The following is a 26726-nucleotide window of genomic DNA, read 5'->3' as shown; positions in this document are numbered from 1 at the left end:
TTGACGGAGACTTCCATGAAAAAAATGTTCGCCCTCGCGGCGGTTGCGCTGGCCACCCTGGGCCTGACCATTGGCGCCCACGCGCAGGACTTCCCCGCGGGCAAGCCCGTGACCATCGTCGTGCCCTTCGCCGCAGGCGGCCCGACCGACCGCGTGGCGCGCGACCTGGCCGAAGCGCTGCGCAAGCCCCTGGGCGGCGCGAGCGTCATCATCGACAACGTGCCCGGCGCGGGCAGCTCCATCGGCGCAGCCAAGGTGGCGCGCGCCAACCCCGATGGCTACACGCTGCTCTTGAACCACATCGCGATGGCGACCGTGCCGACGCTGGTGCGCAACGTCCCGTTCAAAGTCGAGAGCGATTTCGAGTACCTGGGCATCGTCAACGACGTGCCGATGACGCTGATCTCCAAGCCGAGCCTTCCGGCCAACAACTACAAGGAACTGACGGCCTGGATCGCCGCCAACAAGGGCAAGATCAACATCGGCAACGCGGGCGTGGGCTCGGCCTCGCACCTGTGCGGCCTCCTGTTCCAGAGCGCGACCAAGACCGAGATGACGCCCGTGCCCTACAAGGGCACGGCGCCCGCCATCACCGACCTGATCGGCGGGCAGATCGACTTGCTGTGCGACCAGAGCACCAACACCTCGCCGCAGATCGAGGCCAAGAAGGTCAAGGCCTATGCCGTGACCACGCCCCACCGCCTGACCACGCCGCTCCTGAAAGACCTGCCCACGCTGGACGAAGCGGGCCTGAAGAACTTCGAGGTCACGATCTGGCACGGCCTGTATGCGCCCAAGGGCACGCCGGCGCCGGTGCTCAAGAAGCTCAACGATGCGCTGAAGGTGGCGTTGAAAGACCCGGACTTCATCAAGCGCGAAGAGCTGCTGGGCGCCGTGGTCGCGACCGATGGCCGCATCGAGCCCGCGGGCCACAAGAAGTTCGTGATCGGCGAGATCGCGAAGTGGACGCCCGTCATCAAGGCGGCCGGCGTCTACGCGGACTGAGCGGCGTTCGCCACCAGCGACAGCTCGCGCGCGGCCTGCAGCATCAGCTCGCGCGCGCGGTCCAGAGACGGAATCGCGTGGCGGTCGATGCGCCGGATGTACGGCGTGGTGAGCACCGCCAGCGCATGGCCGTGCGGCCCGAGGATCGGGCACGAGATGTCGATCACGCCGAAGTACTGCAGGCTCTCGCGCTGTCTGTAGCCCGTGGCGCGCACGGCCTCCAGCATGTGCTCCAGTTCATCGGGCGGGATCTGCACCTCGCCGTCCAGCGCGACGTGTTCGGCCAGCATCTGCCGGCGGCGCGCGTCCGACTCGCAGGCCAGCAGCACCTGGCCGGAGCCGGTGTCCAGCAGATTCACGCGGGTGCCCGGGCGCACCGTCATGCTGATGGCGGAGGGATTGTTGACCTGCGCGACGATCTGCACGTTGCCCCGGTCGTAGACGCCCAGGTGGCAGGCCTGCTCGGCCTCTTTCGCATAGCGGTCCATCACCGGCAGCGCCTGCGCCACCAGCCGGTGTGTGGGCGGGTAGCGGTGGGCCAGGTCGAACATCTTCAGGCTCATGCTGTAGCGGTCGCCCGCGGGCGAGCGCAGCACGTAGCGCCGCGCCACCAGCCGCTCGAGCATGCGGTAGATCTCGCTCGGGCCGCGGTCCAGCGCCTTCACGATTTCGCCGCGCGTGAGGCCCTCGGGCTGTTCGGCGAGCAGCTCGAGGATGTCCAGTCCCTTGTCCAGGGCGGGGGCGCGATAGCGCTCGGGGTCGTCGGTGGGCTTGTCCAAGATGGCGGAATTCAGGGGTTTGTTCACAGATGAATTTCACCAGCAGCATTGGCCTTTGGCAAGTTTTCGTCTTACGGGTAAGCCCCGACCCTGAGCTCTTGACGATGAAAGTTCGTATGTAAATACTCTGTTCGTATATGGACTGAAGGGGCAAGGCGTCCGCGCCGCACCGCGGCCGGCGTCAAGTCATGACACAGCGCATCGACTCGCATCAGCATTTCTGGCGACCCGCGCGCGGCGACTATGCGTGGCTGCGCGCCGATGTGCCGGCGCTGGCACCGCTCATGCGCAACTTTCTTCCCGAGCATCTCGCGCCCCTGCTGCAAGCGCACGGCGTGGCGCGGACAGTGCTGGTGCAGGCGGCTGGGTCGGAGGCCGAGACCGACTTCATGCTCGAGTTGGCCAGCGCGCACAAGGCGATCGGCGGCGTGGTCGGCTGGGTCGACCTGAGCCGCCGCGATGCCGCGGCCTCGCTGGAGCGCATGGCGTGCCACCCCAAGTTCAAGGGCGTGCGGCCGATGCTGCAGGACTTGCCCGATGACGACTGGATCGCGCACGCGCCGCACCCCGATGCGATCCGTGCGATGGTGCGCCTGGGCCTGCGCTTCGACGCGCTGGTGAAGCCGCGCCAGCTGCCCGCGCTGTTGCACTTCGTCAAGGCGTGGCCGCAACTGCCCGTGGTGATCGACCACGCAGCGAAGCCCGAAGTGGGCGACGCGGAAAACGGCGAGGCCTTCGCCGCATGGCGCCGCCACATGACCGAGCTGGCCGCGCTGCCGCAGGTCTGCTGCAAGTTCTCGGGCCTCTGGACCGAAGCACCGGCCGCGATGCGCGGCGATGTCGATGCGCTCGTGCGCGCCATCCGCCCGGTCTGGGGCGTGCTGCTGCGCTGCTTCGGCCCCGGCCGCCTGATGTGGGGCAGCGACTGGCCCGTGCTCACGCTGGCCGGCGACTACGCGGGCTGGATCGCGGCGAGCGAGGCGCTCATCGGCAGCCTGCCGCCGCACGGGCAGGCGCAGGTCTGGCGCCGCACCGCGCAGCACTTCTACGGCATCTCGTCCACGGACTGAAGAACGAACGCACGAACGCACGAACGCACCACCTCATGCAACCCATCGTCACCATCCGCGACCTCTGCAAATCATTTGCCGGCGTGCGTGCCCTCGACAAGGCGCAGTTCGACCTGCTGCCCGGCGAGGTGCATGCGCTCATGGGCGAGAACGGCGCGGGCAAGTCCACGCTCATGAAGGTGCTGGCCGGCGTCTATGGCAAGGATTCGGGCGAGGTGCGCATCGACGGCCAGCCCGTGGACATCGCGAGCCCGCGCGCCGCGCAGGCGCTGGGCATCGGCATCATCCATCAGGAGCTCAACCTGATGAACCACCTGAGCGCCGCGCAGAACATCTTCATCGGCCGCGAGCCGCGCGGGCGCCTGGGTCTTTTCATCGACGAGGATGCGATGCGCGTGGAGGCCGAGCGCATCTTCGCGCGCATGAACCTCAGGCTCGACCCGCACACGCCGGTCGGCGAACTCACGGTGGCCAGGCAGCAGATGGTGGAAATCGCCAAGGCGCTCTCGTTCGACTCGCGCGTGCTCATCATGGACGAGCCCACCGCCGCCCTCAACAACGAGGAGGTGGCCGACCTGTTCCGCATCATCGGCCAGCTCAAATCGCAGGGCGTGGCCATCGTCTACATCTCGCACAAGATGGACGAGTTGAAGCGCATTGCCGACCGCGTGACCGTGATGCGCGACGGCCAGTACATCGCCACCGTGCCGATGGCCGAGACGCCGATGGACACGCTCATCGCCATGATGGTGGGCCGCCAGCTCACCGAGGTGGCGAACGATTTCCCCGACACCTCGGGCAACGAGATCGTGCTGGAGGCCCGCGGCATCACGCGCGGCGCGATGGTGCGCGATGCGAGCTTCATCTTGCGCCGGGGCGAGATCCTGGGCTTCGCGGGGCTCATGGGCGCGGGCCGCACGGAGCTTGCGCGCGCGGTATTCGGCGCCGACCGCATCGATGCGGGCGAGGTCTTCGTGCGCGGCAGGAAGGTGTCGATCCGCTCGCCCGAGGACGCGGTGTCGCACGGCATCGGCTACCTCTCCGAAGACCGCAAGCACTTCGGCCTCGCGACCGGCATGGATGTGGAAACCAACATCGCGCTGCCGAGCATGAAGAAGTTCCTGTCGATGGGTGTCTTCATCGACCAGGCGGCCATCGAGGCGGCGGGCGAGCGCTATGTGAAGCAGCTCAACATCAAGACGCCCTCGGTGCGCCAGCAGGTGCGGCTGCTCTCGGGCGGCAACCAGCAGAAGATCGTGATCGCCAAGTGGCTGCTGCGCGACTGCAGCGTGCTCTTCTTCGACGAGCCCACGCGCGGCATCGACGTGGGCGCCAAGGCCGAGATCTATCGCCTCCTGAACGAGCTGGCCGCCCAGGGCAAGGCCATCGTGATCATCTCGTCGGAGCTGCCCGAGATATTGCGCGTGAGCCACCGCGTGCTGGTGATGTGCGAAGGCCGCATCACCGGCGAACTGGCGGGGCGCGAGGCCTCGCAGGAAAAGATCATGCAGCTCGCCACCCGGCGCGAAGCTGCAGCCACCGCATGACGACTGGAGACAACCCCTTGACGACCCCTATCGCTACCACCGCCGCGACCCCTTCAGATACGTCCGGCTTCTCGCTGAAGGCGCGGCTCTTTCGCCCCGCCACGCGGCAAAAGCTCCTGGCCTTCGCCAGCCTCATCGCGCTGATGGTGTTCTTCAGCGTCGCCTCGCCGCAGTTCCTGCAGACCGACAACCTCGTGAGCATCCTGCAATCGACCGCGGTGAACGGCGTGCTGGCCATCGCCTGCACCTTCGTCATCATCACCGCGGGCATCGATCTCTCGGTGGGCACGCTCATGACCTTCTGCGCCGTCATGGCCGGCGTGGTGCTCACCTACATGGGCATGCCGCTCGCGCTGGGCATCGCGGCGGCGATCTTCTTCGGCGCGCTGGCCGGGTTCGTCTCGGGCGTGCTGATCGCCAAGCTCAAGATCCCGCCCTTCATCGCGACGCTGGGGATGATGATGCTGCTCAAGGGCCTGTCGCTGGTGATCTCGGGCACCAAGCCGATCTACTTCAACGAGACGCCGGACTTCCCGGCGATCTCGCAGGATTCGCTGATCGGCTACTTCATTCCGTCGCTGCCGATTCCGAACGCGGTGCTGATCCTGTTCGTGGTCGCCGTCGTCGCGAGCATCCTGCTCAACAAGACCATCTTCGGCCGCTACACCTTCGCGCTCGGCAGCAACGAGGAGGCGGTGCGCCTGTCGGGTGTGAACACCGATTTCTGGAAGGTCCTGGTCTACACGGTGAGCGGCGGCATCTGCGGCATCGCGGGCCTCTTGATCGCCTCGCGCCTGAACTCCGCGCAGCCGGCGTTGGGGCAAGGCTACGAGCTCGATGCGATCGCGGCGGTGGTCATCGGCGGCACGTCGCTCAGCGGCGGCACCGGCACCATCGTCGGCACGATCATCGGCGCCTTCATCATGAGCGTGCTGACCAACGGGCTGCGCATTCTTTCGGTCGCGCAGGAGTGGCAGACGGTGATCACGGGCGTGATCATCATCCTGGCCGTGTATGCGGACATCCTGCGCCGGCGCGGCAGCAACAAGCACTGACCCGATTTTTCGATTTGCGATTTCCAATTTCTACAACCACAGGAGACCTTTGCATGATTCAACGAAGAGCAGTCACCACCGCGCTGGGCGCGGCCCTCATCGGCCTCGCGGGCTTCGCGCACGCGCAGCAGGCGCAAGAGATCTACATCCCGCTCGTCTCCAAGGGCTTCCAGCACCAGTTCTGGCAGGCCGTGAAATCGGGTGCCGAGCAGGCCGCGAAAGACCTGAAGGTCAAGGTCACCTTCGAGGGCCCCGAGACCGAGGCGATGGTCGACAAGCAGATCGACATGCTCTCCGCCGCGCTCGCCAAGAAGCCGCAAGCCATCGGCTTCGCCGCGCTCGACAGCCAGGCCGCCATTCCGCTCTTGAAGAAGGCGCAGGCCGCGAAGATTCCGGTGGTCGCGTTCGACTCGGGCGTGGACAGCGACATCCCCGTGACCACCACCACGACCGACAACAAGGCCGCCGCCGCGCTGGCCGCCGACAAGATGGCCGAGATGATCGGCAAGTCGGGCGAGGTCGCGCTCGTGGTGCACGACCAGACCAGCCGCACCGGCGTGGACCGGCGCGACGGGTTCGTCAACCGCATCAAGTCGACCTACCCGAACATCAAGATCGTGAGCGTGCAGTACGGCGGCGGCGACCAGTTGAAATCGACCGAGATCACCAAGTCGATCCTGCAGGCCTCGCCGAACCTGAAGGGCATCTTCGGCGCCAACGAGGGCTCGGCCATCGGCGTGGTCAATGGCGTCAAGGAGATGAAGCGCAACGGCAAGGTCGTGATCATCGGCTACGACTCCGGCAAGCAGCAGAAGAACGCGATCCTCGACGGCAGCATGGCCGGCGCGATCACGCAGAACCCCGTGGGCATGGGCTACAAGACCGTGGAGATGGCGGTGAAGGCGATCAAGGGCGAGAAGCTGCCCAAGGTCGTGGACACGGGCTTCTTCTGGTACGACAAGACGAACATCGCGGACCCCAAGATCGCCGCTGTTCTGTACGACTGATCCCTCTCTCCGTCTCTCTCCGAAGGCCCCGTTCATGACCATCGTTCGATCCCTGCGCGTACTGGACGTGCGCTTTCCCACTTCGCAGCAGCTCGACGGCTCCGACGCGATGAACCCCGACCCGGACTACTCCGCGGCGTACGTCGTGCTGGAGACCGACCGGCCGGGGCTGGAAGGCCATGGCCTGACCTTCACCATCGGCCGCGGCAACGAGATCTGCTGCGCGGCCATCGAGGCGATGCGCCACCTGGTCGTCGGGCTCGACCTGCAGTGGGTGGCGGAGGACATGGGCCGCTTCTGGCGGCACATCACCTCCGACAGCCAGCTGCGCTGGATCGGCCCCGACAAGGGCGCGATCCACCTGGCGACCGGCGCGGTGGTCAATGCGATGTGGGACCTGTGGGCCAAGTCCGAAGGCAAGCCGGTGTGGCAACTCGTGGCGGACATGCGCCCCGAGGACCTCGTGCGCTGCATCGACTTTCGCTACATCACCGACTGCATCACGCCGGAGGAAGCGCTGGTGCTGTTGCGTGATGCGGCCGTGGGCAAGGCCGAACGCATCGAAACGCTGAAGGCCGAGGGCTACCCCTGCTACACCACGTCGGCCGGCTGGCTCGGCTACTCCGACGAGAAGCTGCGGCGGCTTGCGCAGGAGGCGGTCGATGCGGGCTTCAACCACGTCAAGCTCAAGGTGGGGCGCGACCTGCAGGACGACATCCGCCGGCTCACGGTGGCGCGCGAGGTGCTCGGCCCCGATCGCCATCTGATGATCGACGCCAACCAGGTGTGGGAGGTCGACCAGGCCATCGACTGGGTGAAGCAGTTGGCGTTCGCCAGGCCCTGGTTCATCGAGGAGCCGACGAGCCCCGACGACGTCGAAGGCCACCGCAAGATCCGCGAAGGCATCGCGCCCGCGGTGAAGGTGGCCACGGGCGAGATGTGCCAGAACCGCATCATGTTCAAGCAGTTCGTCATGCGCGGCGCCATCGATGTGGTGCAGATCGATGCGTGCCGCCTCGGCGGCGTGAACGAAATCCTCGCGGTGATGCTGATGGCCGCGAAGTACAAGCTGCCGGTGTGTCCGCACGCGGGCGGGGTGGGGCTGTGCGAGTACGTGCAGCACCTGTCGATGATCGATTACCTCTGCGTCTCGGGCACGCGCGAAGGGCGGGTGATCGAGTATGTGGACCACCTGCACGAGCACTTCGTCGAGCCCTGCGTGGTCCGCAATGCGGCGTACATGCCGCCGACGGGCGCGGGCTTCTCGATCACGATGAAGCCCGAGTCGCTCGAGCGTTATCGCTTTCGCGGTTAAGTGAACAACAGGAAGGGCGTCGCGCAGTCATGGACTTGAATCTGAAAGACAAGGTGGTGCTCGTCACCGGCGGCGGCAGCGGCATCGGCGCGGCCATTTCGCTCACGCTCGCGCGCGAAGGGGCGGTGCCGGTGATCTGCGGAAAGAATCCGCTGGACGCGGCGTTCGAGGAAGAACTGCGCGGGCTGCAGCCGCGGGCGCGTTTCCTTCAATTCGAGCTGATGGAAGAGGCGGCTTGCAGCCAGGCGATCGCCAGCGCTGTCGCGGAGTTCGGGCGCATCGATGGGCTGGTCAACAACGCGGGCGTGAACGACAGCGTGGGCCTGGAGGCGGGGCGCGAGGCGTTCGTCGCGTCGCTGGATCGGAACCTCGTTCACTACTACGTGATGGCACATTTCTGCCTGCCGCACCTGAAGGTAAGCCGCGGGGCCATCGTGAACATCTCGTCGAAGACGGCGCTGACGGGGCAGGGCAACACCAGCGGCTACACCGCGGCCAAGGGCGCGCAGCTGTCGCTGACGCGCGAGTGGGCTGCGTCGTTGCTGGAAGAGGGCGTGCGCGTCAACGCGGTGATTCCCGCCGAGGTGATGACGCCGCTTTACCAGCGCTGGATCTCCGCCTTCGACGAGCCCGACCGCAAGCTCGCGACCATCACCGAGAAGATTCCCCTGGGACGCCGGATGACGACGCCGCAGGAGATTGCGAACACCGTGGTGTTCCTGCTGTCGGACACGGCTTCTTCACATACGACGGGGCAGTGGGTGTTCGTGGATGGCGGATATACGCATCTGGACCGGGCGTTGACCTGAGCGCTCGCTTTTTCATTTTTTCTTTCATCGACCACGGACCGAACGAACCATGCGCCACTGCCTTGCCCTCGACCTGAAAGACGATGCGGCGCTGATCGCGCAATACGAAGCGCACCACCGCAACATCTGGCCCGAGGTGCGCGCGCATCTGCATGCGCATGGTGTGACGGGGATGGAGATCTACCGGCTCGGCACGCGGATGGTGATGCTGATGGAGACGGACGATGCGCGGTATGACGCGGAGGCGATGGCGGCTGCGTCGCGCGACGATCCGAAGATTCGCGAGTGGGAAGAGCTGATGTGGAAGTTTCAGGCGCCTACGCCCTGGACGCCTGAAAGGGAGAAGTGGATCGCCATGGATCGGATCTTCGCGCTGTAACGAAAAACGGACCCCGAAGGGTCCGTTGTTCTAAAGACTGTTCAGCGCCTTACTTGGGCGAGTAGGTCATCTTCGTCACGAGCCAGGACGATTTCGTATCGCCGCCCTTGAGCAGTTGACCTTGGTAAGGGCCTTCTGCCGCCAGCCAGAACTCCCGGGTGGCGTCCGTCGAGATCACCGAAGCACCGACCGTGATCTTCAGCGAGAGCTTGCAGGTGTCGAACGTGCCGAGCGCCGTTGTCAGTTTCTCGCGGCCGACATAGGTCAATTCGCCGGTTGCCGCGAAGGAGGTTGCCGGATCGCTGCGGCCATCCACGACCTTGGTCTTGGTGACCGTCGATTTCTGGCTCGCGACCTGGCCGGGCTTCATGTCCACCGGGAACGTAAACGGCGGCTCATACGCCTGCGAAACAAAAATGAGCTTGTCCGTAGGAAAGCCGGGGGAAAGCGTTGCTGCGAAGTCCGGATCGATCGTCTGCGTGTATGTCGTGGACTTGCCGTAAAGCAGGATATTTCCGCCGACCAGATCCTTGTATTCTTTTTTGACGGTGCTCTGCAGGGCCCGCATGATCCTCACGGTGCTCGATTCCACATTGGCGGAAATCGGATTGGCGCCGGCAAACGCTTCCCGTTTTTCGGTCACGCTCTTTCTATGGAAAGGCTCGGCTGCCGCATCCGCGCCGACCTTCGCCGCTTCGAATTCGACCGTTGTTCCTTCGCGGAAATCGGCTTCATTGAAGCAGGGAGCCGAGTTGTCCGCCGCGGGCTCCGAGGGAGGCGCGGGTGCTGGTGCGGGCGCAATTGGCAAGATGGGAAATCCGCCTCCTCCGCCGCCGCCACCACCGCCACATGCAGAAATCGCTGCAGCAGCGGCTGCGATGGCGAGAAGCCGCGCGCGCGGCATGTTGTTGAGAACTGTGTTCTTCAAAATTCCTCCTCTTTGATATTGGAGGCCGATTATTGGTTGTAATTTTTTGTTCGCTGATGACAAATTGGGTCCATCAGGATCAGCTTCTGGCTGGCGTGCAATAAGTCACGAAAGCCCACCGAGGTCCCGAGATGCGCCTTCAATAGGTGGCCGGGCTAAGCATTCATTGCGTAGCAATAAGCGTTACTTTTTTGCGCGCAATATCTGAATCGTTAGGTCGGCCGTTTTTATTCGCTGCCGTAATTTCTTATTGGAAGCGCCTTATCCCAACCGCATCGACAACTCCACGTCGTCTGCAAACGGCACGGACAGATATCCACTATCCAGAGAGCGCACACGCGCCAGGTACTCCGGGCTGTAGTCCGCGTTGTCCGCCACGATCAGCGCACCCGGCCGCAGACGGGGTTCGATCAGTGCCAGCACATCGTTATAGAGCGACTTCGCGCCATCTAGCAGCAACAGGTCGATGGACTCGGGAAGATCGACGGCAAGCGTCTTCAGCGCATCGCCTTCGCGGATTTCCACCAGGTCGCTCACGCCCCCCTCAGCAAGATGCTCGCGCGCCTTGGCGATCTTCGAAGGCTCGAACTCGCTGCTGATCAGCCGGCCACCGCCGTTGTCGCGCAGCGCCGCGGCCATGTACAGGGTCGAGAGGCCGAATGAGGTGCCGAACTCCACGATGTGCCGCGCGTTCGTGCTGCGCGCCAGCTGGTACAGCAGCACGCCGGTCTCGCGCGACACCGGCAGCCACATGTCCTTGAGGCGGCTGTAGAAGTCGAGGTACTCGGTCTTGCTGTGCATCAGCCGTTGGCGCTCCGCCGGGCTGATGCCGGCAACGGCGGGGCTGGTTGTAGCGCCGGCCTCCTGGAACAGGCGGTCCAGCAAGGGGGCGAGGGGGGCGGTGGTCAAGGTCGTCGTCACAGGGTTCTTTCGGTTGAAAAGCAGATGCGAAATAATATGAAGAACCCTTCATGTTTTCCATTCGCGTTCCGCAGCACCGCCATGACCGACCGCCGAAGCACCCCGATCTCCTCTCGCAGACAGCCCAAGCAGGCGCGCTCGGCCGACCTTCTTGGGGCCATTCTTCAGGCCGCTGTTCAGGTTTTGGCGAAGGAGGGGGTGCACCGCTTCACGACCACGCGCGTCGCCGAGCGGGCCGGTGTGAGCGTCGGGTCGGTGTACCAATATTTCCCGAACAAGGCGTCGATCCTGTTCCGCCTGCAGAGCGACGAATGGCGGCAGACCACGGAGATGATGCGCGGCATCCTCGGCGATGCGCAGCGGCCCGCGCTGGAGCGCCTGCGCCTGCTCACGCATGCGTTCATTCGCTCGGAGTGCGAAGAAGCCGAAGTGCGAACGGCGCTCGGCGATGCGGCGCCGTTCTATCGGGACGCACCCGAGGCGCAGGAGGTGCGCGCCGCGGGCGACGAAATCGTCCGCGTATTCATGGCCGAGGCACTGCCGGCGGCCTCAGACGCCACGCGCGCCATGGCGGGCGACCTCATCATTGCAACGCTCAGCGCGGTGGGGAAAGACTTTTCGGAGAGCCCCCGAACCTACGCCCAGATCGCGGCCTGGGCGGATTCGATGGCCGACATGTTCTGCGTCTACATGGAGAGCCTCCAGAGACGCCCCGCCCGTCAATGATCGTGATGCAGGTAGCTCGCCTGCTTCGGCAGCCGCAGGCTCACCAGGAACGCGATCACCATCATTGCGCTCACGTACCAGAAGAACGCCGATTCGTGCCCCAGTGACTTGAGCCCCAGCGCCACGTACTCGGCCGATCCGCCGAAGATCGCATTGGCCACCGCATAGGCAAGGCCCACACCCAGCGCCCGAACTTCGGGCGGGAACATCTCCGCCTTCACGATGCCGCTGATCGACGTGTAGAAGCTCACGATCGCCAGCGCCGCGATGATCAGCACGAAGGCCAGCACGGGGCTCGTCGTGTACTGCAGCGCCGTGAGGATCGGCACGGTCGCGAGCGCACCGAGGCCACCGAACAGCAGCATGTTGGTCCGCCGCCCGATGCGGTCCGACAGCGCGCCGAACACCGGCTGCATGCACATGTAGACGAACAGCGCGCCGGTCATCACATAGCTCGCCGTCTTGATCGGCAGGTGCACCGTGTTCACCAGGTACTTCTGCATGTAGGTGGTGAAGGTGTAGAAGATCAGCGAGCCGCCGGCCGTGTAGCCCAATACCGTGAGGAACGCGGGCGTGTGGTGCTTGAAGAGCCCGGCCATGCTGCCGGCCTCCTTGTTGGCCTTGGCTTCGGCACTCTGCGTTTCATGCAGCGTGCGGCGCAGCAGCAGCGCGACGACCGCGGCGATGGCGCCGATCACGAACGGAATGCGCCAGCCCCACGACTTGAGTTCGGCCTCGGTGAGCAATTGCTCCAGCACCACGATCACGAGCACCGCGAGCAGCTGTCCGCCGATGAGCGTCACGTACTGGAACGACGAGAAGAAACCGCGCTGGCCGCGAAGCGCCACCTCGCTCATGTAGGTCGCCGTGGTGCCGTATTCGCCGCCGACCGAGAGGCCCTGGAACAGGCGGCACACCAAGAGCAGGAAGGGCGCCCACGCGCCGATCTGCGCATAGGTCGGCAGGCACGCGATGACCAGCGAGCCGGCGCACATCATCGTGACCGAGATGAGCATCGAGGTCTTGCGCCCGAGCTTGTCGGCCACGCGGCCGAAGAGCCAGCCGCCGATGGGCCGCATGAGAAAGCCGGCCGCGAACACGCCGGCCGTGTTGAGCAGCTGCGCGGTGGGGTCCGATTTGGGGAAGAAGGCCGGCGCGAAGTAGAGCGCCGAGAACGCGTACACGTAGAAGTCGAACCACTCGACCAGGTTGCCTGACGAGGCCGCCATGATGGCGAAGACGCGGTGCCGTTTTTCTTCGGCCGTGTAGTGCGGGGGATTGGACGAAGAGGCCGCCTGGCCTCCTTGGGTGGGCGTGACTGCGCTCATGATGGCTGTGCCGCCGTGCAGGCCGGCTATGTTGTTGTCGCTACAACATTTTGCGCTTGCATGAGGGTGGCGCGTGTCAGCAAGAACCGCATCCGCCTACCCCCGAAGGGGCCATACAGGCGGTATGGAAAGGGGCTTAGAAGGTCACGGGCAGCAGGATGCTCGAATCGACCGTGTCGATCTGCGTGTGGCCGCAGAAGGCCATGGTGATGTCCAGCTCCTTGTGGATGATCTGCAGCGCGCGCGTCACGCCCTCTTGCCCGTGGGCGCCCAGGCCGTAGAGAAAGCTGCGGCCGATCATCGTGCCGCGTGCGCCGAGCGCGCGGGCCTTGAGCACGTCCTGCCCGCTGCGGATGCCGCCATCCATCCACACCTCGATCTCGCTGCCCACCGCTTCGACGATGGCCGGCAGTGCGGCGATGGAAGAGGGCGCGCCATCGAGCTGGCGGCCGCCGTGGTTCGACACGATGAGCGCATCGGCGCCGCTCGAGGCCGCAAGGCGCGCGTCTTCCACGTCCATGATGCCCTTGAGGATGAGCTTGCCGCCCCAGAGCTTCTTGATCCATTCGACATCGGCCCAGCTCAACGCGGGGTCGAACTGCTCGGCAGTCCACGACGAGAGCGACGACAGGTCTTTCACGCCCTTGGCATGCCCCGCGATGTTGCCGAAGGTGCGGCGCTTGGTGCCCAGCATGCCCATGCACCAGCGCGGCTTGGTCGCCAGGTCGATGAGGTTCTTGATCGTGGGCTTGGGCGGCGCGGTGAGGCCGTTCTTGATGTCCTTGTGACGCTGCCCGAGGATCTGCAGGTCCAGCGTGAGCTGCAACGCGGTCACGTTGGCGGCCTTGGCGCGCTCGATCAGGCGCTCGATGAAGTCGCGGTCCTTCATCACGTAGAGCTGGAACCAGAAGGGGTGGCGGTCGGTGTTCTCGGCGATGTCTTCCAGCGAACAGATGCTCATGGTCGAGAGCGTGAACGGAATGCCGAAGGCCTTGGCCGCGCGGGCGCCGAGGATCTCGCCGTCGGCGTGCTGCATGCCCGTGAGGCCCGTGGGCGCGATGGCCACGGGCATCGCCACGTCCTGGCCGATCATCGTGGTGCGGGTGGAGCGGCCCTCCATGTTCACGGCCACGCGCTGGCGCAGCTTGATCTTCTGGAAGTCGCTCTCGTTGGCGCGGTAGGTGCCCTCGGTCCACGCGCCGGAGTCGGCGTAGTCGTAGAACATCTTCGGCACGCGCCGCTTGGCGATCACCCGCAAGTCTTCGATGTTGGTGATCTTGGAAAGGTCGGCCACGGGGGAGTCTCCTGGGTTGTCTCTGTTTGTTCGATCGCGCGAGCGGGCATTATGGGCAGGCTCCGCCGCGGGCCGAGTGTGGCGCCCCAGGCGGAACACGATCTGAAAAATACCGGCGGCTGACCTGAAAAGAATTCAGCCGCCCGCTCGGCCGGTCAGTCCCGCAGGGCCTGCCGCAGCCACTCGACAAAGGTCGCGCACTCCCAGCGCTCCATCGCGCCCGGCCGCCAGCACAGGAAGTAGGCGTTGGGCGAGGGCACGCTCTCGGCCGACAGCCGCACGAGGCGCCCGTTCTCCAGCCAGGCGCTGCCCAGCTTCAGGTGCATGAGCACCACGCCGAAGTCTTCGGCCGCCGCATCGAGCGCGAGGCCCAGGTCGTTGAACTGGTGGCCCGTGGCCGGCTCCGGCAGGCCGATGCCGTGCGCCTTGAACCACGTGCGCCACGATTCGAGCGGCGTGCGCAGCAGCTGCACGCGCGAGACCTCCGCATCGGTCGCAAAGCCCTCGAACGGGCCGTGGCGCTGCAGGTACGCGGGGCTGCACGCGGGCGCCACGTCGTCGGCCAGGAGCTGGCAGAACTCGCGGTCGTGGAAGGGGCCGGTGCCGAAGCGCAGTTCCAGGTCGGCCTCCTCGGCCGTCATGTTGCGCACGGGCATAGTCACCTGCAGCATCAGCTCGATGTTCGGATAGGCATCGCGAAAGCGCGCGAGCCGCGGCAGCAGCATCTGGCGGGAGAACGTGGGCGTCACCGCCACGCGCAGCCGCCGCACCTGCGATGCGGGCTCGCGGCCGGGCACTTGCTGCAGCGCCGCAATGGCCTCGCGCACGCGGGCGAGGTAGGCCACACCCTCGGCGCTCAGGCCGAAGTCGTTGCCGGAGAAGAGCTTGAGTTCGAGCTGCGTCTCCAGCTGCCGGATGCGGTGGCTCACCGCGCTGGGCGTGACGCTCAGTTCCTCGGCCGCGAGGTTCACGCTGCGCAGCCGTGCGACGGCCTCGAAGGCCTGCAGGCCCTGGGTCGAGGGGAGTCGCGTCGATGCCATCTGTTGTTGGGTGCCCGGGGGTAGGATGTTAGCGAATCGCTGTCGGTGGCTCGTGGCGTCTTTCTCGTTTGTCTTGTGTTGCCTTCGGCGATTTTTCGGTGCGCTGCGCACACCGTCTCATAACCAAATCCAACAGGAGACAAACCCATGGTCTGGCAACAGGTCTACAACCCGTTCGGCAATATGGTGGTATCGACGGCGCTGGCCGCGATACCGGTGGTGGTCATGCTCGTGAGCCTCGGGCTCCTGCATGTGAAGGCGCATTACGCGGCGGGGCTCGGCCTGCTGAGCGCCGTGGCCATCGCGGTCTTCGCCTTCGGCATGCCGGCCGACATGGCGGGCAAGGCGGCATTTCTCGGCGGCATCACGGGCCTCTTGCCCATCGGCTGGATCGTGCTGAACATCATCTTCCTGCAGCAGCTCACGCAGCAGAACGGCAGCTTTCAGGTATTGCAGGACTCCATCGCCGGCATCACCGAAGACCGGCGCCTGCAGCTGCTGCTCATCGCCTTTGCCTTCGGCGCCTTCTTCGAGGGCGCGGCGGGCTTCGGCACGCCGGTGGCGGTGACGGCGGCGATCCTCATCGGCCTCGGGTTCTCGCCGCTCGCGGCCTCGGGGCTCTCGCTCATCGCCAACACCGCGCCGGTGGCCTTCGGCGCGCTGGGCACGCCGGTCATCACGCTGGCCAAGGTGCATGGCTACGACCTGATGGCGGTCACCGCGATGATCGGGCGGCAGCTGCCGTTCTTCTCGCTCCTGGTGCCGTTCTGGCTCATCTGGGCCTTCGCGGGGCGCAAGGGAATGATGGAGGTGTGGCCCGCCATCCTGGTGACGGGCCTGTCGTTCGCGATCCCGCAGTTCCTGGTGTCGAACTACATCGGTCCGGAGCTGGTTGACATCATCGCGGCCCTGGTCTCGATGGCGTGCCTGGTGCTCTTCTTGCGCGTGTGGAAGCCCAGGACGGTGTGGACCTCGGTCTCGCTCAAGGGCCATGAAAAAGACGGCGGCGAAGCCGGTCCGGTCGCTGCGCCCGCGAAGCACTCGGGCGCCGCGGTCATCCGCGCCTGGACGCCGTGGATCATCCTCACCGTGTTCGTGTTCATCTGGGGCCTGCCCACGGTCAAGACCTGGCTCAACGGCATCTTCGCGCCCAACTTCCCCATCGACGGCCTGCACAACATGATCGAGAAGGTGGCGCCGGTGGTGCCCAAGCCGACGAAGGAAGGCGCGGTGTACCAGCTGCTGCTGCTCTCGGCCACGGGCACCGGCATCCTGATGGCCGCCATCGTGGGCGGGCTGGTGATGAAGTACAACCCGGTCCAGCTCGTCGCCGCCTACGGCCGCACGCTGTGGCTGGTGAAGTTCTCGCTGCTCACCATCATGCTGATGCTCGCGCTCGGCACGCTCACGCGCTACTCGGGGCTCGATACGACGCTGGGCCTGGCCTTTGCCAACACCGGCGTGTTCTACCCGTTCTTCGGCACGCTGATGGGGTGGCTGGGCGTGGCGCTCACGGGCTCGGACACCGCATCGAACGTGCTCTTCGGCGGCATGCAGAAGGTGGCGGCCGACCAGCTGGGCCTGAGCCCCAACCTCATGGGCGCGGCCAACAGCTCGGGCGGCGTGATGGGCAAGATGATCGATGCGCAGTCGATCGTGGTGGCCTCCACCGCCACGCGCTGGTTCAACCACGAGGGCGAGATCCTGCGCTACGTGTTCTTCCACTCCATCGCGCTCGCGTGCCTGGTGGGCTTCTACGTGACGCTGCAGGCCTATGTGTGGCCGTTCACGTTGATGGTCGTGAAGTAACTATTCAACTATTCGGCGGAGGCCACCAGCGCCTCCAGCAACCGGCGCAGGTCCTCGACAGCTTCGCGCGCCACGGCGGCATCGCCCATCTGGGCCTTGATGATCGCGCCGTCCACGCCGATGCCCGCGGCCTGCGCGAGCGCCATGCGCGCGGGCAGTTGAGAGGGCAACAGGCCCGCGATCACCTCGACCATCTCGCGCTTGTGCGCGCGCGAGCGCTCCAGCGCGCCTTGCACGCTGCCACCCACTTCGGCCGTTGCGTTGATGAAGGCGCAGCCGCGGAACACCGGGTCGGCGAACCACTCGGCCATTACGTCGGCCAGCAGCAAGAGCGCGTTGGCATCGCCCTCGCGCTCGTGCGCGCCGCGCCGGCCCAGCGCATCGACGAACCACGCCATCCAGCGCGTGTGCCGGTAGTCGAGGAACTCGCGCACCAGGTCGTCCTTGGAAGGAAAGTGCCGGTAGAAAGTGACCTTGGTGACGCCCGAGGTGGCGATCACGCGGTCGATGCCGGTGGCGCGGATGCCGTCGCGATAGAAGAGGTCGTGCGAGGTGACCAGGATGCGCTCGCGCGCGGGCAATGCGGAGATGTCCATGGCGAGATTGTAGGCATGTAGACAGACCTGTCTACTTCGTGGCACATTGCGGGCCTCGACAACCCATCAACCACCGAAAGCCCGCTCATGGAATCCCGCCCGCCGCTGCCGCCCTTCACCCTGGAGACCGCGACCAAGAAGGTCCAGGCCGCCGAAGACGCCTGGAACACCCGCGACCCGGTGCGCGTGAGCCTGGCCTACACGCCCGACACCGAGTGGCGCAACCGCGCCGACTTCGTCAACGGCCGCGAAGCGGTGGTCGAGTTCCTCACCCGCAAGTGGGAGCGCGAGACGGACTACCGCCTGAAGAAGACGCTCTGGGCCTTCATGGACAACCGCATCGCGGTGCGCTTCGAGTACGAGTGGCACGACGCCGCGGGCCAGTGGTTCCGCAGCCACGGCAACGAGAACTGGGAGTTCGCCGAGAACGGCCTGATGCAGAAGCGCTACGCGAGCATCAACGACCAGCCGATCGCGGAGTCGGAGCGCAAGTTCCGCTGGGAGCGCTGACCGGTCTTGTCCCCTCTCCCGCTTGCGGGAGAGGGCTAGGGTGAGGGCGTGCAGCCTTTGCAGGGCTGCGCTTCGCCCATCGCCGACGCACCCTCACCCCAACCCTCTCCCCAAGGGGAGAGGGAGCAAGTCCGCTGGGCATGTCTGTTGCTTGTCCTGCCCCATCCCTTTCATACCCAGGAGCCAAGCAGCATGAACCGCAACGACGTCACCGAGAAGATCATCACCGTGAAGGTGTCCAAGGGCATCCAGTGGGCCGACGTGGCCAGGAAGGTCGGCCAGTCGAAGGAATGGACCACCGCCGCGTGCCTCGGCCAGATGACGCTCGACGACAAGCAGGCCAAGGCCGTCGGCAAGATCTTCGGCCTCACCGTGGAAGAGCAGAAGTGGCTCCAGGTCGTGCCCTACAAGGGGTCGCTCGCCACGCCCGTGCCGACCGACCCGCTCATCTACCGCTGGTACGAAATCGTGAGCGTGTACGGCACCACCATCAAGGAGCTGATCCACGAGGAGTTCGGCGACGGCATCATGAGCGCGATTGACTTCAGCATGGACATCCAGCGCCAGGCCGACCCGAAGGGCGACCGCGTCAACGTGGTGCTGTCGGGCAAGTTTCTGCCATACAAGACCTACTGACGCGGCCGCTGTTCGCCGAGTTAGTCGATCACCACGCGTGAGCGGCCGGCCTGGACACCGTGCCGGGCCGCACAGGCATTGTGATGCCGTAGCCCTCGATGGCACCGGCCACCGATCGCGCGACGCTCTCGGCCGGCGAGGCAAGGCGCCGCCGCGTGTGCATGCGCTCGAAGCGATAGCTCGCGGCGAGGCGCTCGGCCAGCGGATCGCTGAAGCCGGTGACGTCGGGGCTCACCACCGTCACGTGCAGGTGCCCCGCATGCTCCTGGCGCAGCCCCTCGGAGACCGCGTTCACCGCGTACTGCGTGCCGTGGTACACGGCCGCCTCAGGCGTCACGCCCTGCGCGGATACCGGCGTCACGTTGACGATGTGGCCCCAGCCCTGCAGCTGCATCGTCGGCAGCACGGCCGCGATGCCCAGCAGCACGCCGCGCAGGTTCACATCGATCATGAGTTCCCACTCCTCGATCTTGCGGTTCCACAGCGGCGACATCGGCATCACGCCCGCCGCGTTGACCAGCACGTCGATCTGCCCGTGCGTGTCGAAGGCGAACTCGGCGAAGGCCTCCATGCTGGGGCGATGCGTCACATCGAGATGCTGGAAGCTCGCCGAACCGCCCGTCGCGTTGATCTCGGCCGCGAGGGCTTCGAGCTTGTCGGTGCGCCGCGCACCGAGCACCACACTGGCCCCACGCCGCGCCAGCAGCCGCGCGGTGGCCTCGCCGATTCCGCTGCTCGCACCGGTGATGAGGACGACTTTTTCCTGGATTGCGCTCATACAAAACTCCTCGTGCTGGGTGGTAGGTGTTGGGTGGACCATGGCGCGAAGGGCGCGCCGGGCATGGAGAGAAGTTTCGTGCGGATGGGTGGTGGAGCGGTATCCGGATCGAACGGGGTTCTTGCCTGATTCTGCGAAACGCGATGCAAGTCAATTTGATGCAGAGACATTGATCGGCCGGAGGTAGCCGAGATTTCGTGCAGTTGTTGGCGCAACATTCGCCTGATGTCCGGGATCGATTGACTCAGGGGCAACGCCACCGCTACATTCCACTCGCCTTGTGACGAACGAGGCCGGGTTTAGCAGCCTAGAACGAACCGCGGTGAAAGCCGCAAACCGCAATGGTCCTGCGGCTTTTTCTATTCCAGCTTTCTTTTTAGGCGGCTCGGATGGGAGGGCTCGCGCCCTGCCGGTTTCGCACGCGGTTCCCGGTCTGCTAACCCGTTCGAGCCGCCGCCTTTACTTGCAGTACGGGCGGCGGTTGTAGCAACAGCTGAATCGACAGGGAGAGAGCCAAAAATGGCCGAGTCATCAATCAACGCGCACGACAGTGCGCAGTTCAAACCCTTTGTGTGGAATCCCGTTCAGGGGCTCGACCACAAAGAACGGCGATACGCCTTGTTCCTCAACGACGCGCGCGACGTGGTACAGGGCGCGTACACGTTGATGGAATTGCTTGCGTGGGATGAAGATCGACGCGACGAAGCGCATTCATCGAACGGCCCCGCGCCTCTGCTCAGCGCGGCCGATCGCGCATCGCTTCAACGGTTGGCCATCGCCTCACTTGGCATGCTGCACGCCGAGATCGAAGGCCAGTGCGAAGAGGTAGGCAAGGCGCATTGATACACAGGGTCGCCTCCGGCGACCCTGAGGCATGATTCATCGCCAACTTGAGGACAAGCAATGCTTCCGTGGTTCTTGATGATTGCCTCAGCGCTGTTTGCGTACCTTGCCTACGACGCCGCGCGTCTTTCGACGCCGGCCGATTCGGTGCCGTACTCGCAGACGGCCAAAGGGCTGGGTCAAGATGTGGCTCACATCCCCTTGAGTGAGCAACATCAACTCAAGCGCTGGAATTCGGCCTTCGGCTTGGGCGACCTCGCCGGCACCGTATGGCTTTTCGGCATCCTCTCGGTCGGTGCGTTGGCGGGTGCGGTGTTGGTCTTCTTTCATTGAGGCGCGGTGATGCTTCACCGCAGTCACCTCGCAGCCCCGGCCGCAATTGGTCAGCCCAGAAGACTCTTCAGCTCACCGCCATCGATGAGCTTCTGCAAATCCGAAGCACCCCCAACCAGCGTGCCCTTCACGAACACCATCGGAAACGTCGGCCAGCCGGTCCACATCTTGAGCGCGTTGCGGTCGCGCCATTGGCTCAGGTAGTTGCCGTATTCGAGGTACTTGTACGGCTGCCCGATTGCATCGAGCGCCTTGCGCGCCTCCTTCGGATGCGGGTTGATGCCCATCCCCACCACGACCACGTCGTTGGCCGCGACCGCGGCCATGACCTCGCGAACGATGGTCTGGCGGCTCTCGACCACCTTGGTGCGAATGGCGGGGTGGATGCGGGCTTCTTCGAGAACGGGACGGGGCATGCGGATCTTTCGTTGGTTCGCGTGACTGTAAGGGGGCTTTGCGACGTCAGCGTTCTTGCCTGTTCCTCGCGATGCCGGTTCGCTGGCGCGCCGATCGAAAGCTGGTGAAGAATGGGCACTGGCGAAGGCACCGATCCGGTCGGGCCATCGCTGTCGTCCTATCCCCTTCGAGAGTGTTGCGTTGAACCCTGGCCCCAAGCCCCTGTCCCTGCTGGCACGCGTGCTGCTGCACTGCTTCGCGGTGCTGTGCCTCGTCCTCGGGCTCATCGGCGTCGTGTTGCCCGGCATGCCGACGACCGTGTTCATCCTGATGGCCGCATGGGCCGCCGCGCGCAGCTCGCCGCGGCTGCATGCGTGGCTGCGAAATCACCGCATCTTCGGCCCGCTGCTGCGCAACTGGGAGAACGGCCGCACCGTGAGCCGCCGCGCCAAGTGGAGCGCGACCATCACGATGGCGGCCTGCGCCGTCATCGTGTCGTTCACGGCCCATCGCGCGTGGATGGCCGTGCTCGCCATCGGGTGCATGGCGGTGGTGCTCGCGTGGTTGTGGTCGCGACCGCTGCCGCCTCCGCCGCAGCAGTGATGCGCCGGGATGCAGTTCTTCGTCGCATATTGAGCTGAGCGCGGAAATCGACGAAGCTGTTGCCATGGACGAGCCCACAGACACCCCGACGCGCCCCCGGATCTATCTCGCGGGCCCGGACGTTTTTCGTCCGGATGCGAGGGACCATTTCGTGCGGCTCAAGGTGGCGTGCGATGCACTGGGCCTGGCGGCGCTGCTGCCCGCCGATGGCGAGGAAGAGCCATCGCCCGACGCGCTGGAAAAGCGCATCTACGAAGCCAACATGCAGCGCCTTCGCAGCGCCGACGGCGTGGTGGCGAACCTCTCGTCCTTCAGGGGAACGGAGCCGGATTCGGGCACGGTGTTCGAGGTTGGCGCTGCTGTGGCGCTGGGCATTCCGGTCGTGGCCTATGGCGTGCCCGAGGGCAGCTATGCGGACCGTGCGCGTGCGACGTTGCCATGCGCGCACGACGCGAACGGCGTGCTGCGCGAGAGCGCGACCGGCATCGCGGTCGAAGACTTCGGCCAGCCGTTGAACCTGATGCTGGCGTGCTCGATCTGCATCGAGGCAACGCCCGAAGCGGCGCTGCAGAAGATGGTCGAAGTGCTCGCGGCCCTGCGTCAGACCCTGCGTCAGTAAGGCGGCGCCTTCAGCGCCCGTTGCGCGCGCGCCGCTTCGGTCCACCAAGCCAGGTCATCGGCAAACCGAGGAAAGGCGCGCTCCAGCGCTTCGCCCGCCTTGCCCGTCGGTCGGCCGGCTTCGTCCAGCGTCTGCGAAATCGGCCCCACCGCCAGCGTGCTCGACACCACCACCATCCCCATCTCCGACAGGATCGAGTGCCACACCGTCCCCGAGCGCACGCCCGAGAAGCGCCCGGCCGAATAGCTCGCGACCGCGGCGGGCCGCCAGAACCACTCCTCGAGGAAGTGGTCCGTCAGGTTCTTCAGGCCGGGCTGCGGGCCCCAGTTGTATTCGCCGGTCACGAAGATGAAGGCGTCCGCCGTGCGGATCTTTTCCGCCAGCGCTTCCATGGCCTCGGGCGCCGTGCCCTTGGGGTACTCCTTGTACATGCGGTCGAGCATCGGCAGGCCGACGGCCTTGGCATCGATGAACTCCGCGTCGGCGCCGCGCGCGCGCAGGCCCGTCATGATGAAGTCCGCGAGCCGCACGCCCATGCGGTCCGAGCGGTACGAGCCATAGAACACCAGCACCTTGTCAGCCATCGTTGCTCCTTTTGAGTTTGTTGCCCAGCGCCAGCAGCACCCAGCCGCCGACGAAGAAGGTCAGCGCGATGCCCGCGGCATACACGGCCACGCCGCCGTAGCCGCCCACGTTCGCGGGGTTGAGAAAGGGGTAGGGGTACCAGCCGGCGGCGCTGCCGCGCGCCAGCACGTAGACGAGGTACGCGATCGGAAAGATCTGGATCGCCAGCAGTTGCCTGCCGCCCAGCCGCGTGCGCGGTGGCTGCAGCAGCCAGTCGAGCACGACGGCGCATGGCATCACGTAGTGCAGCCAGGTGTTGATCCACGGCAGCAGCGCGCCCAGGTCCACGTTGCGCAGCAACAGCGCGAAGACGATGCCGACCACCGCCATGTTGACGGTCGAAACGGCGCGCAGCCGGTCCATCGAGGCGGACGACGCACGGCCCGACAAGAAGTGCACTCCCGTCAGCAGCAGCACGAACGCGGCGAACAAGTTCGACAGGTTGGTGAAGTAGCTGAAGAAGTTGACGACATCGAAGCCCATGCGCACATGGATCGACAACTGCCAGCCGACCGCCACCAGCGTGACGAGGCCGAAGAACAACCGCGGCAGGGAGAGCAGGAAGGGCTTCATCGTCTTCTTCGCGCCGCGCCCCTGTGTGCCTGCGCTCAGCGCTTGCAGGTGCCCCCGACGGACACCGTGCCGTCCTTGCATTCGGTCAGGATGTCGCTGTCTTCGGGCGGGGTGGGCGGTGTCGTTGCCGGGACTGCGGCGCCGGGCGACGACCCCACATCGCGTTGATAGACGATCTTCTTGGTGCCCAGTTCGCAGCTGCCCACCACCTGCCCGGCCGCGGGCGTGTCGGCATCGACGGTGAGCACCGCGAAGCGAGTGACGCCCGCCGCGCTGATCTTCGATTCGATTTGCGCGCGCAAGGTCTCGCAGCTCTCGGCCGCGTGGGTGGCACCGGCTGCCGCGAAGCACGCGATGGAAATCAACCAGAGTTTCATGAATGGCCTGCCTTTCGCAGCGTGGTTGACGGGCGAACAGTCTAGCCCCGTGCGGCGCGGGGCCGCTCCATCGCGAGCGTCGAGGGCGCGAAGCCCAGCCTGGCGAAGAACGCCGGCGCGCCGTCCCTGCCTGCGCGCAGGACCCAGGTGACGTTCTCCTCGGCGCCCACGATGCGCTCGACGAGCGCACGGCCGATGCCGCGCCCGCGAAACGGTGCAGCGACCACCACCATCGACAGGTAGCCGTTCGAGAGGCCGTCGGTGAGGGCGCGCGCGAAACCGGCGATGTCTCCATCGACCACGGCGACCCATGCGTGCTGCGACGCCGCTACCAGCCTGCCGAGGTACGCCTCGTCAGGAATCCGGTGCGCCCATCCGTTGGCAGCGAGCAGGCGGTAGACGGCTTCGAGGTCCGAAGCGGCGATTTCGCGGATTTGCATTGCGTCTCCTCGGTCGGGATTCACGGGGCATTGGTGATGGGCCCCACAAATGACAACGGCCTGTCGCTTGCGCGGCAGGCCGTCATAGAGGCATGCATCCGGCTTCAGCAATGAAGCGCGGACGCCGCCCGTTCCCTCATCAGGCCTGCGCCGATGCCAGCACCGAGTTCAGCGTCGCGCTCGGGCGCATCACGGTCTCGAACTTTTCCTTGTCGGCCAGGTAGTAGCCGCCGATGTCCACCGGCTTGCCCTGCACGGCCGCGAGTTCGTCGACGATCTTCTTCTCGTTGGCGCTCAGCGTCTCGGCCAGCTTCTTGAACTTGGACTGCAGCGCCGTATCTTCGGTCTGCGCGGCCAGTTCCTGCGCCCAGTACATCGCCAGGTAGAACTGGCTGCCGCGGTTGTCCAGCTGGCCGGTCTTGGGCGAGGGGTTCTTGTTGTTGTCCAGCAGCTTGCCGGTGGCGGCGTCGAGCGTCTTGGCCAGGATCTTGGCTTGCGCGTTGCCGGTCTTCAGCCCCAAGTCTTCCAGGCTCACGGCCAGCGCGAGGAATTCGCCCAGCGAATCCCAGCGCAGGTGGTTCTCTTCGACCAGCTGCTGCACGTGCTTGGGGGCCGAGCCGCCCGCGCCGGTCTCGTAGAGGCCACCGCCGGCCATGAGCGGCACGATCGACAGCATCTTGGCCGAGGTGCCCAGCTCCATGATGGGGAACAGGTCGGTGAGGTAGTCGCGCAGGATGTTGCCGGTGGCGCTGATGGTGTCCAGGCCGCGCACGACGCGCTCCAGCGTGTAACGCATGGCGCGCACCTGGCTCATGATCTGGATGTCCAGGCCCGAGGTGTTGTGCTCGTGCAGGTACATCTTGACCTTGGTGATCAGCTGCGCCTCGTGCGGGCGGTAGGCGTCCAGCCAGAACACCACCGGCATGCCGGAGTTGCGCGCGCGCGTGACGGCCAGCTTCACCCAGTCGCGGATCGCCGCGTCCTTGACCTGGCACATGCGCCAGATGTCGCCTTGCTCCACGTCTTCGCTCATCAGCACTTCGCCGGTGTCCAGGTCGGTGATGTTGGCCACGCCGTCTTCGGGGATCTCGAAGGTCTTGTCGTGCGAGCCGTATTCCTCGGCCTTCTGGGCCATGAGGCCGACGTTGGGCACGGTGCCCATGGTCTTGGGGTCGAAGGCGCCGTGCCATTTGCAGAAGTTGATGATCTCCTGGTAGATGCGGGCGAAGGTCGATTCGGGCATCACGGCCTTCACGTCCTTCAGGCGGCCATCGGCGCCCCACATCTTGCCGCCGTTGCGGATCATCGCGGGCATCGATGCGTCCACGATCACGTCGTTGGGCGAATGGAAATTGGTGATGCCCTTGGCCGAGTCGACCATCGCCAGCTCGGGGCGGTGCTCGTGGCAGGCGTGCAGGTCGCGCTTGATCTCGTCCTGCGTGCTCTGGGGCAGCGTGGCGATCTTGTTGTACAGATCGACCATGCCGTTGTTGACGTTGATGCCCAGCTCGTCGAAGAGCTTGCCGTGTTTCTCGAAGGCTTCCTTGTAGAAGATCTTCACGCAGTGGCCGAACACGATGGGGTGCGAGACCTTCATCATCGTGGCCTTGACGTGCAGCGAGAACATGACGCCGGTCTTGTGCGCGTCCTCGATCTCCTTTTCATAGAAGGCCAGCAGCGCCTTCTTGCTCATGAACATGGAGTCGATGACCTCGCGGTCCAGGAGGGCCACCTTCGACTTGAGCACGACGGTCTTGCCGCTCTTGGTGATCAGCTCCATCTTCACGTTGCGCGCGCGGTCCAGCGTCATGGACTTTTCGCCGTGATAGAAGTCGCCGCCGTGCATGTGCGAGACGTGCGAGCGCGAGGCCTGGCTCCAGTCGGCCATGCTGTGCGGGTTCTTGCGGGCGTATTCCTTCACGGCCTTCGGCGCGCGGCGGTCGGAGTTGCCTTCGCGCAGCACGGGGTTCACGGCGCTGCCGGTGCACTTGTTGTAGCGCGCGCGGATGTCCTTGTCCTCGTCGGAGGTCGGGTTCTCTGGGTAGTCGGGGATCTTGTAGCCCTTGCCCTGCAGCTCCTTGATGGCCGACTTCAGCTGCGACACCGAGGCGCTGATGTTGGGCAGCTTGATGATGTTGGCTTCGGGCTTGAGCGTGAGCTTGCCCAGTTCGGCCAGGTTGTCGGGCACCTTCTGCGCGTCGCTCAGGAATTCGGGGAATTCGCCCAGGATGCGGGCGGCCACCGAGATGTCGCTGGTGGTGACGTCGATGCCGGCCGGGGCCGTGAAGGCGCGCACGATGGGCAGGAACGCGTAGGTCGCCAGGAGGGGCGCCTCGTCGGTGAGGGTGTAGACGATGGTGGGTTGCTTCGTGCTCATGCGCTTGCT

30 protein-coding genes are annotated in these 26726 nt (G+C 65.5%); 16 read left to right on the top strand and 14 right to left on the bottom strand.

Annotated features, from left to right (window positions below; translation table 11 throughout):
* Window positions 1–15: 15 nt before the first annotated feature.
* Entirely contained in the window at window positions 16–1005 is a 990-nt protein-coding gene (locus tag ACZYRS_RS26030) for a tripartite tricarboxylate transporter substrate-binding protein (protein ID WP_198785788.1), read from the top strand.
* On the opposite strand, the gene ACZYRS_RS26025 is transcribed toward ACZYRS_RS26030, so the two are convergent.
* Complete coding sequence (locus tag ACZYRS_RS26025) at window positions 993–1784, bottom strand: IclR family transcriptional regulator (protein WP_463421539.1); 792 nt, start codon at window positions 1782–1784, stop codon at window positions 993–995. The two genes, ACZYRS_RS26030 and ACZYRS_RS26025, sit on opposite strands and share 13 nt — an antisense overlap.
* Window positions 1785–1972: 188 nt before the next feature.
* Here ACZYRS_RS26025 and ACZYRS_RS26020 point away from each other — a divergent pair, with 188 nt between their 5' ends.
* From ACZYRS_RS26020 to ACZYRS_RS25990, 7 genes are read left to right on the top strand one after another with little or no spacing between them, the layout of a single operon-like run.
* Window positions 1973–2854, top strand: a complete 882-nt coding sequence (locus ACZYRS_RS26020) for an amidohydrolase family protein (protein WP_463421538.1) — start codon at window positions 1973–1975, stop codon at window positions 2852–2854.
* Window positions 2855–2889: 35 nt separating this feature from the next.
* The gene (locus tag ACZYRS_RS26015; RefSeq protein WP_463421537.1) at window positions 2890–4401 is read left to right on the top strand and encodes a sugar ABC transporter ATP-binding protein; all 1512 of its coding nucleotides are present in this window, start codon (window positions 2890–2892) and stop codon (window positions 4399–4401) included.
* 17 nt (window positions 4402–4418) lie between these two features.
* A complete protein-coding gene (locus ACZYRS_RS26010) occupies window positions 4419–5456 on the top strand; it encodes an ABC transporter permease (RefSeq protein ID WP_463421536.1) in 1038 nt (345 codons plus the stop codon).
* Between the two features lie 53 nt (window positions 5457–5509).
* Window positions 5510–6463: a substrate-binding domain-containing protein gene (locus ACZYRS_RS26005; RefSeq protein ID WP_463421535.1), complete on the top strand. Its 954-nt coding sequence runs from the start codon at window positions 5510–5512 to the stop codon at window positions 6461–6463.
* Window positions 6464–6497: 34 nt separating this feature from the next.
* Window positions 6498–7778: an L-fuconate dehydratase gene (locus tag ACZYRS_RS26000; protein WP_463421534.1), complete on the top strand. Its 1281-nt coding sequence runs from the start codon at window positions 6498–6500 to the stop codon at window positions 7776–7778.
* Between the two features lie 29 nt (window positions 7779–7807).
* Window positions 7808–8587: an SDR family oxidoreductase gene (locus ACZYRS_RS25995; RefSeq protein WP_463421533.1), complete on the top strand. Its 780-nt coding sequence runs from the start codon at window positions 7808–7810 to the stop codon at window positions 8585–8587.
* 49 nt (window positions 8588–8636) lie between these two features.
* Window positions 8637–8966, top strand: coding sequence for an L-rhamnose mutarotase (locus ACZYRS_RS25990; protein ID WP_463421532.1), 330 nt, complete (start codon window positions 8637–8639; stop codon window positions 8964–8966).
* 49 nt (window positions 8967–9015) lie between these two features.
* Here ACZYRS_RS25990 and ACZYRS_RS25985 read toward each other — a convergent pair whose 3' ends face one another.
* Window positions 9016–9894 carry a hypothetical protein gene (locus ACZYRS_RS25985; protein WP_463421531.1) on the bottom strand — a complete coding sequence of 293 codons (879 nt, stop codon included), beginning with the start codon at window positions 9892–9894 and terminating at the stop codon, window positions 9016–9018.
* 261 nt (window positions 9895–10155) lie between these two features.
* The gene (locus ACZYRS_RS25980) at window positions 10156–10815 is read right to left on the bottom strand and encodes an O-methyltransferase (protein ID WP_463421530.1); all 660 of its coding nucleotides are present in this window, start codon (window positions 10813–10815) and stop codon (window positions 10156–10158) included.
* An 81-nt stretch (window positions 10816–10896) separates the two neighbouring features.
* Here ACZYRS_RS25980 and ACZYRS_RS25975 point away from each other — a divergent pair, with 81 nt between their 5' ends.
* Window positions 10897–11541: a TetR family transcriptional regulator gene (locus ACZYRS_RS25975; RefSeq protein ID WP_463421529.1), complete on the top strand. Its 645-nt coding sequence runs from the start codon at window positions 10897–10899 to the stop codon at window positions 11539–11541.
* Here the strand turns inward: ACZYRS_RS25975 and ACZYRS_RS25970 are convergent.
* The 3 genes from ACZYRS_RS25970 to ACZYRS_RS25960 form a co-directional block, all read right to left on the bottom strand.
* Window positions 11535–12869: an MFS family transporter gene (locus ACZYRS_RS25970; protein WP_463421528.1), complete on the bottom strand. Its 1335-nt coding sequence runs from the start codon at window positions 12867–12869 to the stop codon at window positions 11535–11537. The genes ACZYRS_RS25975 and ACZYRS_RS25970 overlap by 7 nt on opposite strands.
* Before the next feature lie 136 nt (window positions 12870–13005).
* Window positions 13006–14163 (bottom strand): alpha-hydroxy acid oxidase, encoded by a 1158-nt coding sequence (locus ACZYRS_RS25965; protein ID WP_463421527.1) that lies wholly within the window; start codon window positions 14161–14163, stop codon window positions 13006–13008.
* A gap of 155 nt (window positions 14164–14318) precedes the next feature.
* Window positions 14319–15203 (bottom strand): LysR substrate-binding domain-containing protein, encoded by an 885-nt coding sequence (locus tag ACZYRS_RS25960; protein WP_198785775.1) that lies wholly within the window; start codon window positions 15201–15203, stop codon window positions 14319–14321.
* Between the two features lie 147 nt (window positions 15204–15350).
* Here ACZYRS_RS25960 and ACZYRS_RS25955 point away from each other — a divergent pair, with 147 nt between their 5' ends.
* Window positions 15351–17012 (top strand): L-lactate permease, encoded by a 1662-nt coding sequence (locus ACZYRS_RS25955; protein ID WP_463421526.1) that lies wholly within the window; start codon window positions 15351–15353, stop codon window positions 17010–17012.
* A gap of 8 nt (window positions 17013–17020) precedes the next feature.
* Here the strand turns inward: ACZYRS_RS25955 and ACZYRS_RS25950 are convergent, their stop codons facing one another.
* Window positions 17021–17608 carry a TetR/AcrR family transcriptional regulator gene (locus ACZYRS_RS25950; RefSeq protein ID WP_463421525.1) on the bottom strand — a complete coding sequence of 196 codons (588 nt, stop codon included), beginning with the start codon at window positions 17606–17608 and terminating at the stop codon, window positions 17021–17023.
* A gap of 87 nt (window positions 17609–17695) precedes the next feature.
* Here ACZYRS_RS25950 and ACZYRS_RS25945 point away from each other — a divergent pair, with 87 nt between their 5' ends.
* Together ACZYRS_RS25945 and cynS are read left to right on the top strand one after the other, a co-directional pair.
* A complete protein-coding gene (locus ACZYRS_RS25945; RefSeq protein WP_463421524.1) occupies window positions 17696–18118 on the top strand; it encodes a nuclear transport factor 2 family protein in 423 nt (140 codons plus the stop codon).
* 192 nt (window positions 18119–18310) lie between these two features.
* Window positions 18311–18754, top strand: coding sequence for a cyanase (gene cynS / locus ACZYRS_RS25940; RefSeq protein WP_463421523.1), 444 nt, complete (start codon window positions 18311–18313; stop codon window positions 18752–18754).
* Window positions 18755–18782: 28 nt separating this feature from the next.
* On the opposite strand, the gene ACZYRS_RS25935 is transcribed toward cynS, so the two are convergent.
* The gene (locus ACZYRS_RS25935) at window positions 18783–19532 is read right to left on the bottom strand and encodes an SDR family oxidoreductase (RefSeq protein WP_463421522.1); all 750 of its coding nucleotides are present in this window, start codon (window positions 19530–19532) and stop codon (window positions 18783–18785) included.
* A gap of 519 nt (window positions 19533–20051) precedes the next feature.
* On the opposite strand from ACZYRS_RS25935, the gene ACZYRS_RS25930 reads away from it, so the two are divergent.
* Window positions 20052–20375, top strand: coding sequence for a hypothetical protein (locus ACZYRS_RS25930; RefSeq protein ID WP_463421521.1), 324 nt, complete (start codon window positions 20052–20054; stop codon window positions 20373–20375).
* A gap of 60 nt (window positions 20376–20435) precedes the next feature.
* The gene (locus ACZYRS_RS25925; protein WP_198785768.1) at window positions 20436–20708 is read left to right on the top strand and encodes a hypothetical protein; all 273 of its coding nucleotides are present in this window, start codon (window positions 20436–20438) and stop codon (window positions 20706–20708) included.
* Window positions 20709–20758: 50 nt separating this feature from the next.
* Here ACZYRS_RS25925 and ACZYRS_RS25920 read toward each other — a convergent pair whose 3' ends face one another.
* Window positions 20759–21124 carry a glutaredoxin domain-containing protein gene (locus tag ACZYRS_RS25920; protein ID WP_463421520.1) on the bottom strand — a complete coding sequence of 122 codons (366 nt, stop codon included), beginning with the start codon at window positions 21122–21124 and terminating at the stop codon, window positions 20759–20761.
* Between the two features lie 181 nt (window positions 21125–21305).
* Here ACZYRS_RS25920 and ACZYRS_RS25915 point away from each other — a divergent pair, with 181 nt between their 5' ends.
* Window positions 21306–21707, top strand: a complete 402-nt coding sequence (locus ACZYRS_RS25915; protein ID WP_463421519.1) for a YbaN family protein — start codon at window positions 21306–21308, stop codon at window positions 21705–21707.
* Window positions 21708–21771: 64 nt separating this feature from the next.
* Window positions 21772–22326 (top strand): nucleoside 2-deoxyribosyltransferase, encoded by a 555-nt coding sequence (locus ACZYRS_RS25910; RefSeq protein ID WP_463421518.1) that lies wholly within the window; start codon window positions 21772–21774, stop codon window positions 22324–22326.
* On the opposite strand, the gene ACZYRS_RS25905 is transcribed toward ACZYRS_RS25910, so the two are convergent.
* The 5 genes from ACZYRS_RS25905 to ACZYRS_RS25885 form a co-directional block, all read right to left on the bottom strand.
* The gene (locus tag ACZYRS_RS25905) at window positions 22320–22910 is read right to left on the bottom strand and encodes an NADPH-dependent FMN reductase (RefSeq protein ID WP_463421517.1); all 591 of its coding nucleotides are present in this window, start codon (window positions 22908–22910) and stop codon (window positions 22320–22322) included. The two genes, ACZYRS_RS25910 and ACZYRS_RS25905, sit on opposite strands and share 7 nt — an antisense overlap.
* On the bottom strand, window positions 22903–23523 hold the full coding sequence (locus tag ACZYRS_RS25900) for a Pr6Pr family membrane protein (protein ID WP_463421516.1): 621 nt from the start codon (window positions 23521–23523) through the stop codon (window positions 22903–22905). The genes ACZYRS_RS25905 and ACZYRS_RS25900 overlap by 8 nt, the downstream gene beginning before the upstream one ends.
* Before the next feature lie 35 nt (window positions 23524–23558).
* Window positions 23559–23900 (bottom strand): DUF1161 domain-containing protein, encoded by a 342-nt coding sequence (locus tag ACZYRS_RS25895; RefSeq protein WP_463421515.1) that lies wholly within the window; start codon window positions 23898–23900, stop codon window positions 23559–23561.
* A gap of 41 nt (window positions 23901–23941) precedes the next feature.
* The gene (locus ACZYRS_RS25890; RefSeq protein WP_463421514.1) at window positions 23942–24340 is read right to left on the bottom strand and encodes a GNAT family N-acetyltransferase; all 399 of its coding nucleotides are present in this window, start codon (window positions 24338–24340) and stop codon (window positions 23942–23944) included.
* A gap of 139 nt (window positions 24341–24479) precedes the next feature.
* Window positions 24480–26717 carry an NADP-dependent isocitrate dehydrogenase gene (locus ACZYRS_RS25885; protein WP_463421513.1) on the bottom strand — a complete coding sequence of 746 codons (2238 nt, stop codon included), beginning with the start codon at window positions 26715–26717 and terminating at the stop codon, window positions 24480–24482.
* Window positions 26718–26726: the final 9 nt, after the last annotated feature.

This window comes from Variovorax sp. AC194 (assembly GCF_979257995.1).
Note: the sequence above shows the minus strand (reverse complement) of the source record. Positions and strands in the feature narration are given on the sequence as shown.

Coding starts and splice junctions, on each gene's coding strand:
- ACZYRS_RS26015 (WP_463421537.1), top strand. CDS start 2,890: ATGCAACCCATCGTCACCATCCGCGACCTCTGCAAATCATTTGCCGGC.
- ACZYRS_RS26030 (WP_198785788.1), top strand. CDS start 16: ATGAAAAAAATGTTCGCCCTCGCGGCGGTTGCGCTGGCCACCCTGGGC.
- ACZYRS_RS25960 (WP_198785775.1), bottom strand. CDS start 15,203: ATGGCATCGACGCGACTCCCCTCGACCCAGGGCCTGCAGGCCTTCGAG.
- ACZYRS_RS25975 (WP_463421529.1), top strand. CDS start 10,897: ATGACCGACCGCCGAAGCACCCCGATCTCCTCTCGCAGACAGCCCAAG.
- ACZYRS_RS25955 (WP_463421526.1), top strand. CDS start 15,351: ATGGTCTGGCAACAGGTCTACAACCCGTTCGGCAATATGGTGGTATCG.
- ACZYRS_RS25920 (WP_463421520.1), bottom strand. CDS start 21,124: ATGCCCCGTCCCGTTCTCGAAGAAGCCCGCATCCACCCCGCCATTCGC.
- ACZYRS_RS25885 (WP_463421513.1), bottom strand. CDS start 26,717: ATGAGCACGAAGCAACCCACCATCGTCTACACCCTCACCGACGAGGCG.
- ACZYRS_RS25995 (WP_463421533.1), top strand. CDS start 7,808: ATGGACTTGAATCTGAAAGACAAGGTGGTGCTCGTCACCGGCGGCGGC.
- ACZYRS_RS26005 (WP_463421535.1), top strand. CDS start 5,510: ATGATTCAACGAAGAGCAGTCACCACCGCGCTGGGCGCGGCCCTCATC.
- ACZYRS_RS25895 (WP_463421515.1), bottom strand. CDS start 23,900: ATGAAACTCTGGTTGATTTCCATCGCGTGCTTCGCGGCAGCCGGTGCC.
- ACZYRS_RS25900 (WP_463421516.1), bottom strand. CDS start 23,523: ATGAAGCCCTTCCTGCTCTCCCTGCCGCGGTTGTTCTTCGGCCTCGTC.
- ACZYRS_RS25905 (WP_463421517.1), bottom strand. CDS start 22,910: ATGGCTGACAAGGTGCTGGTGTTCTATGGCTCGTACCGCTCGGACCGC.
- ACZYRS_RS25945 (WP_463421524.1), top strand. CDS start 17,696: ATGGAATCCCGCCCGCCGCTGCCGCCCTTCACCCTGGAGACCGCGACC.
- ACZYRS_RS25890 (WP_463421514.1), bottom strand. CDS start 24,340: ATGCAAATCCGCGAAATCGCCGCTTCGGACCTCGAAGCCGTCTACCGC.
- cynS (WP_463421523.1), top strand. CDS start 18,311: ATGAACCGCAACGACGTCACCGAGAAGATCATCACCGTGAAGGTGTCC.
- ACZYRS_RS25910 (WP_463421518.1), top strand. CDS start 21,772: ATGGACGAGCCCACAGACACCCCGACGCGCCCCCGGATCTATCTCGCG.
- ACZYRS_RS25970 (WP_463421528.1), bottom strand. CDS start 12,869: ATGAGCGCAGTCACGCCCACCCAAGGAGGCCAGGCGGCCTCTTCGTCC.
- ACZYRS_RS25990 (WP_463421532.1), top strand. CDS start 8,637: ATGCGCCACTGCCTTGCCCTCGACCTGAAAGACGATGCGGCGCTGATC.
- ACZYRS_RS25925 (WP_198785768.1), top strand. CDS start 20,436: ATGCTTCCGTGGTTCTTGATGATTGCCTCAGCGCTGTTTGCGTACCTT.
- ACZYRS_RS25935 (WP_463421522.1), bottom strand. CDS start 19,532: ATGAGCGCAATCCAGGAAAAAGTCGTCCTCATCACCGGTGCGAGCAGC.
- ACZYRS_RS26000 (WP_463421534.1), top strand. CDS start 6,498: ATGACCATCGTTCGATCCCTGCGCGTACTGGACGTGCGCTTTCCCACT.
- ACZYRS_RS25950 (WP_463421525.1), bottom strand. CDS start 17,608: ATGGACATCTCCGCATTGCCCGCGCGCGAGCGCATCCTGGTCACCTCG.
- ACZYRS_RS26020 (WP_463421538.1), top strand. CDS start 1,973: ATGACACAGCGCATCGACTCGCATCAGCATTTCTGGCGACCCGCGCGC.
- ACZYRS_RS25930 (WP_463421521.1), top strand. CDS start 20,052: ATGGCCGAGTCATCAATCAACGCGCACGACAGTGCGCAGTTCAAACCC.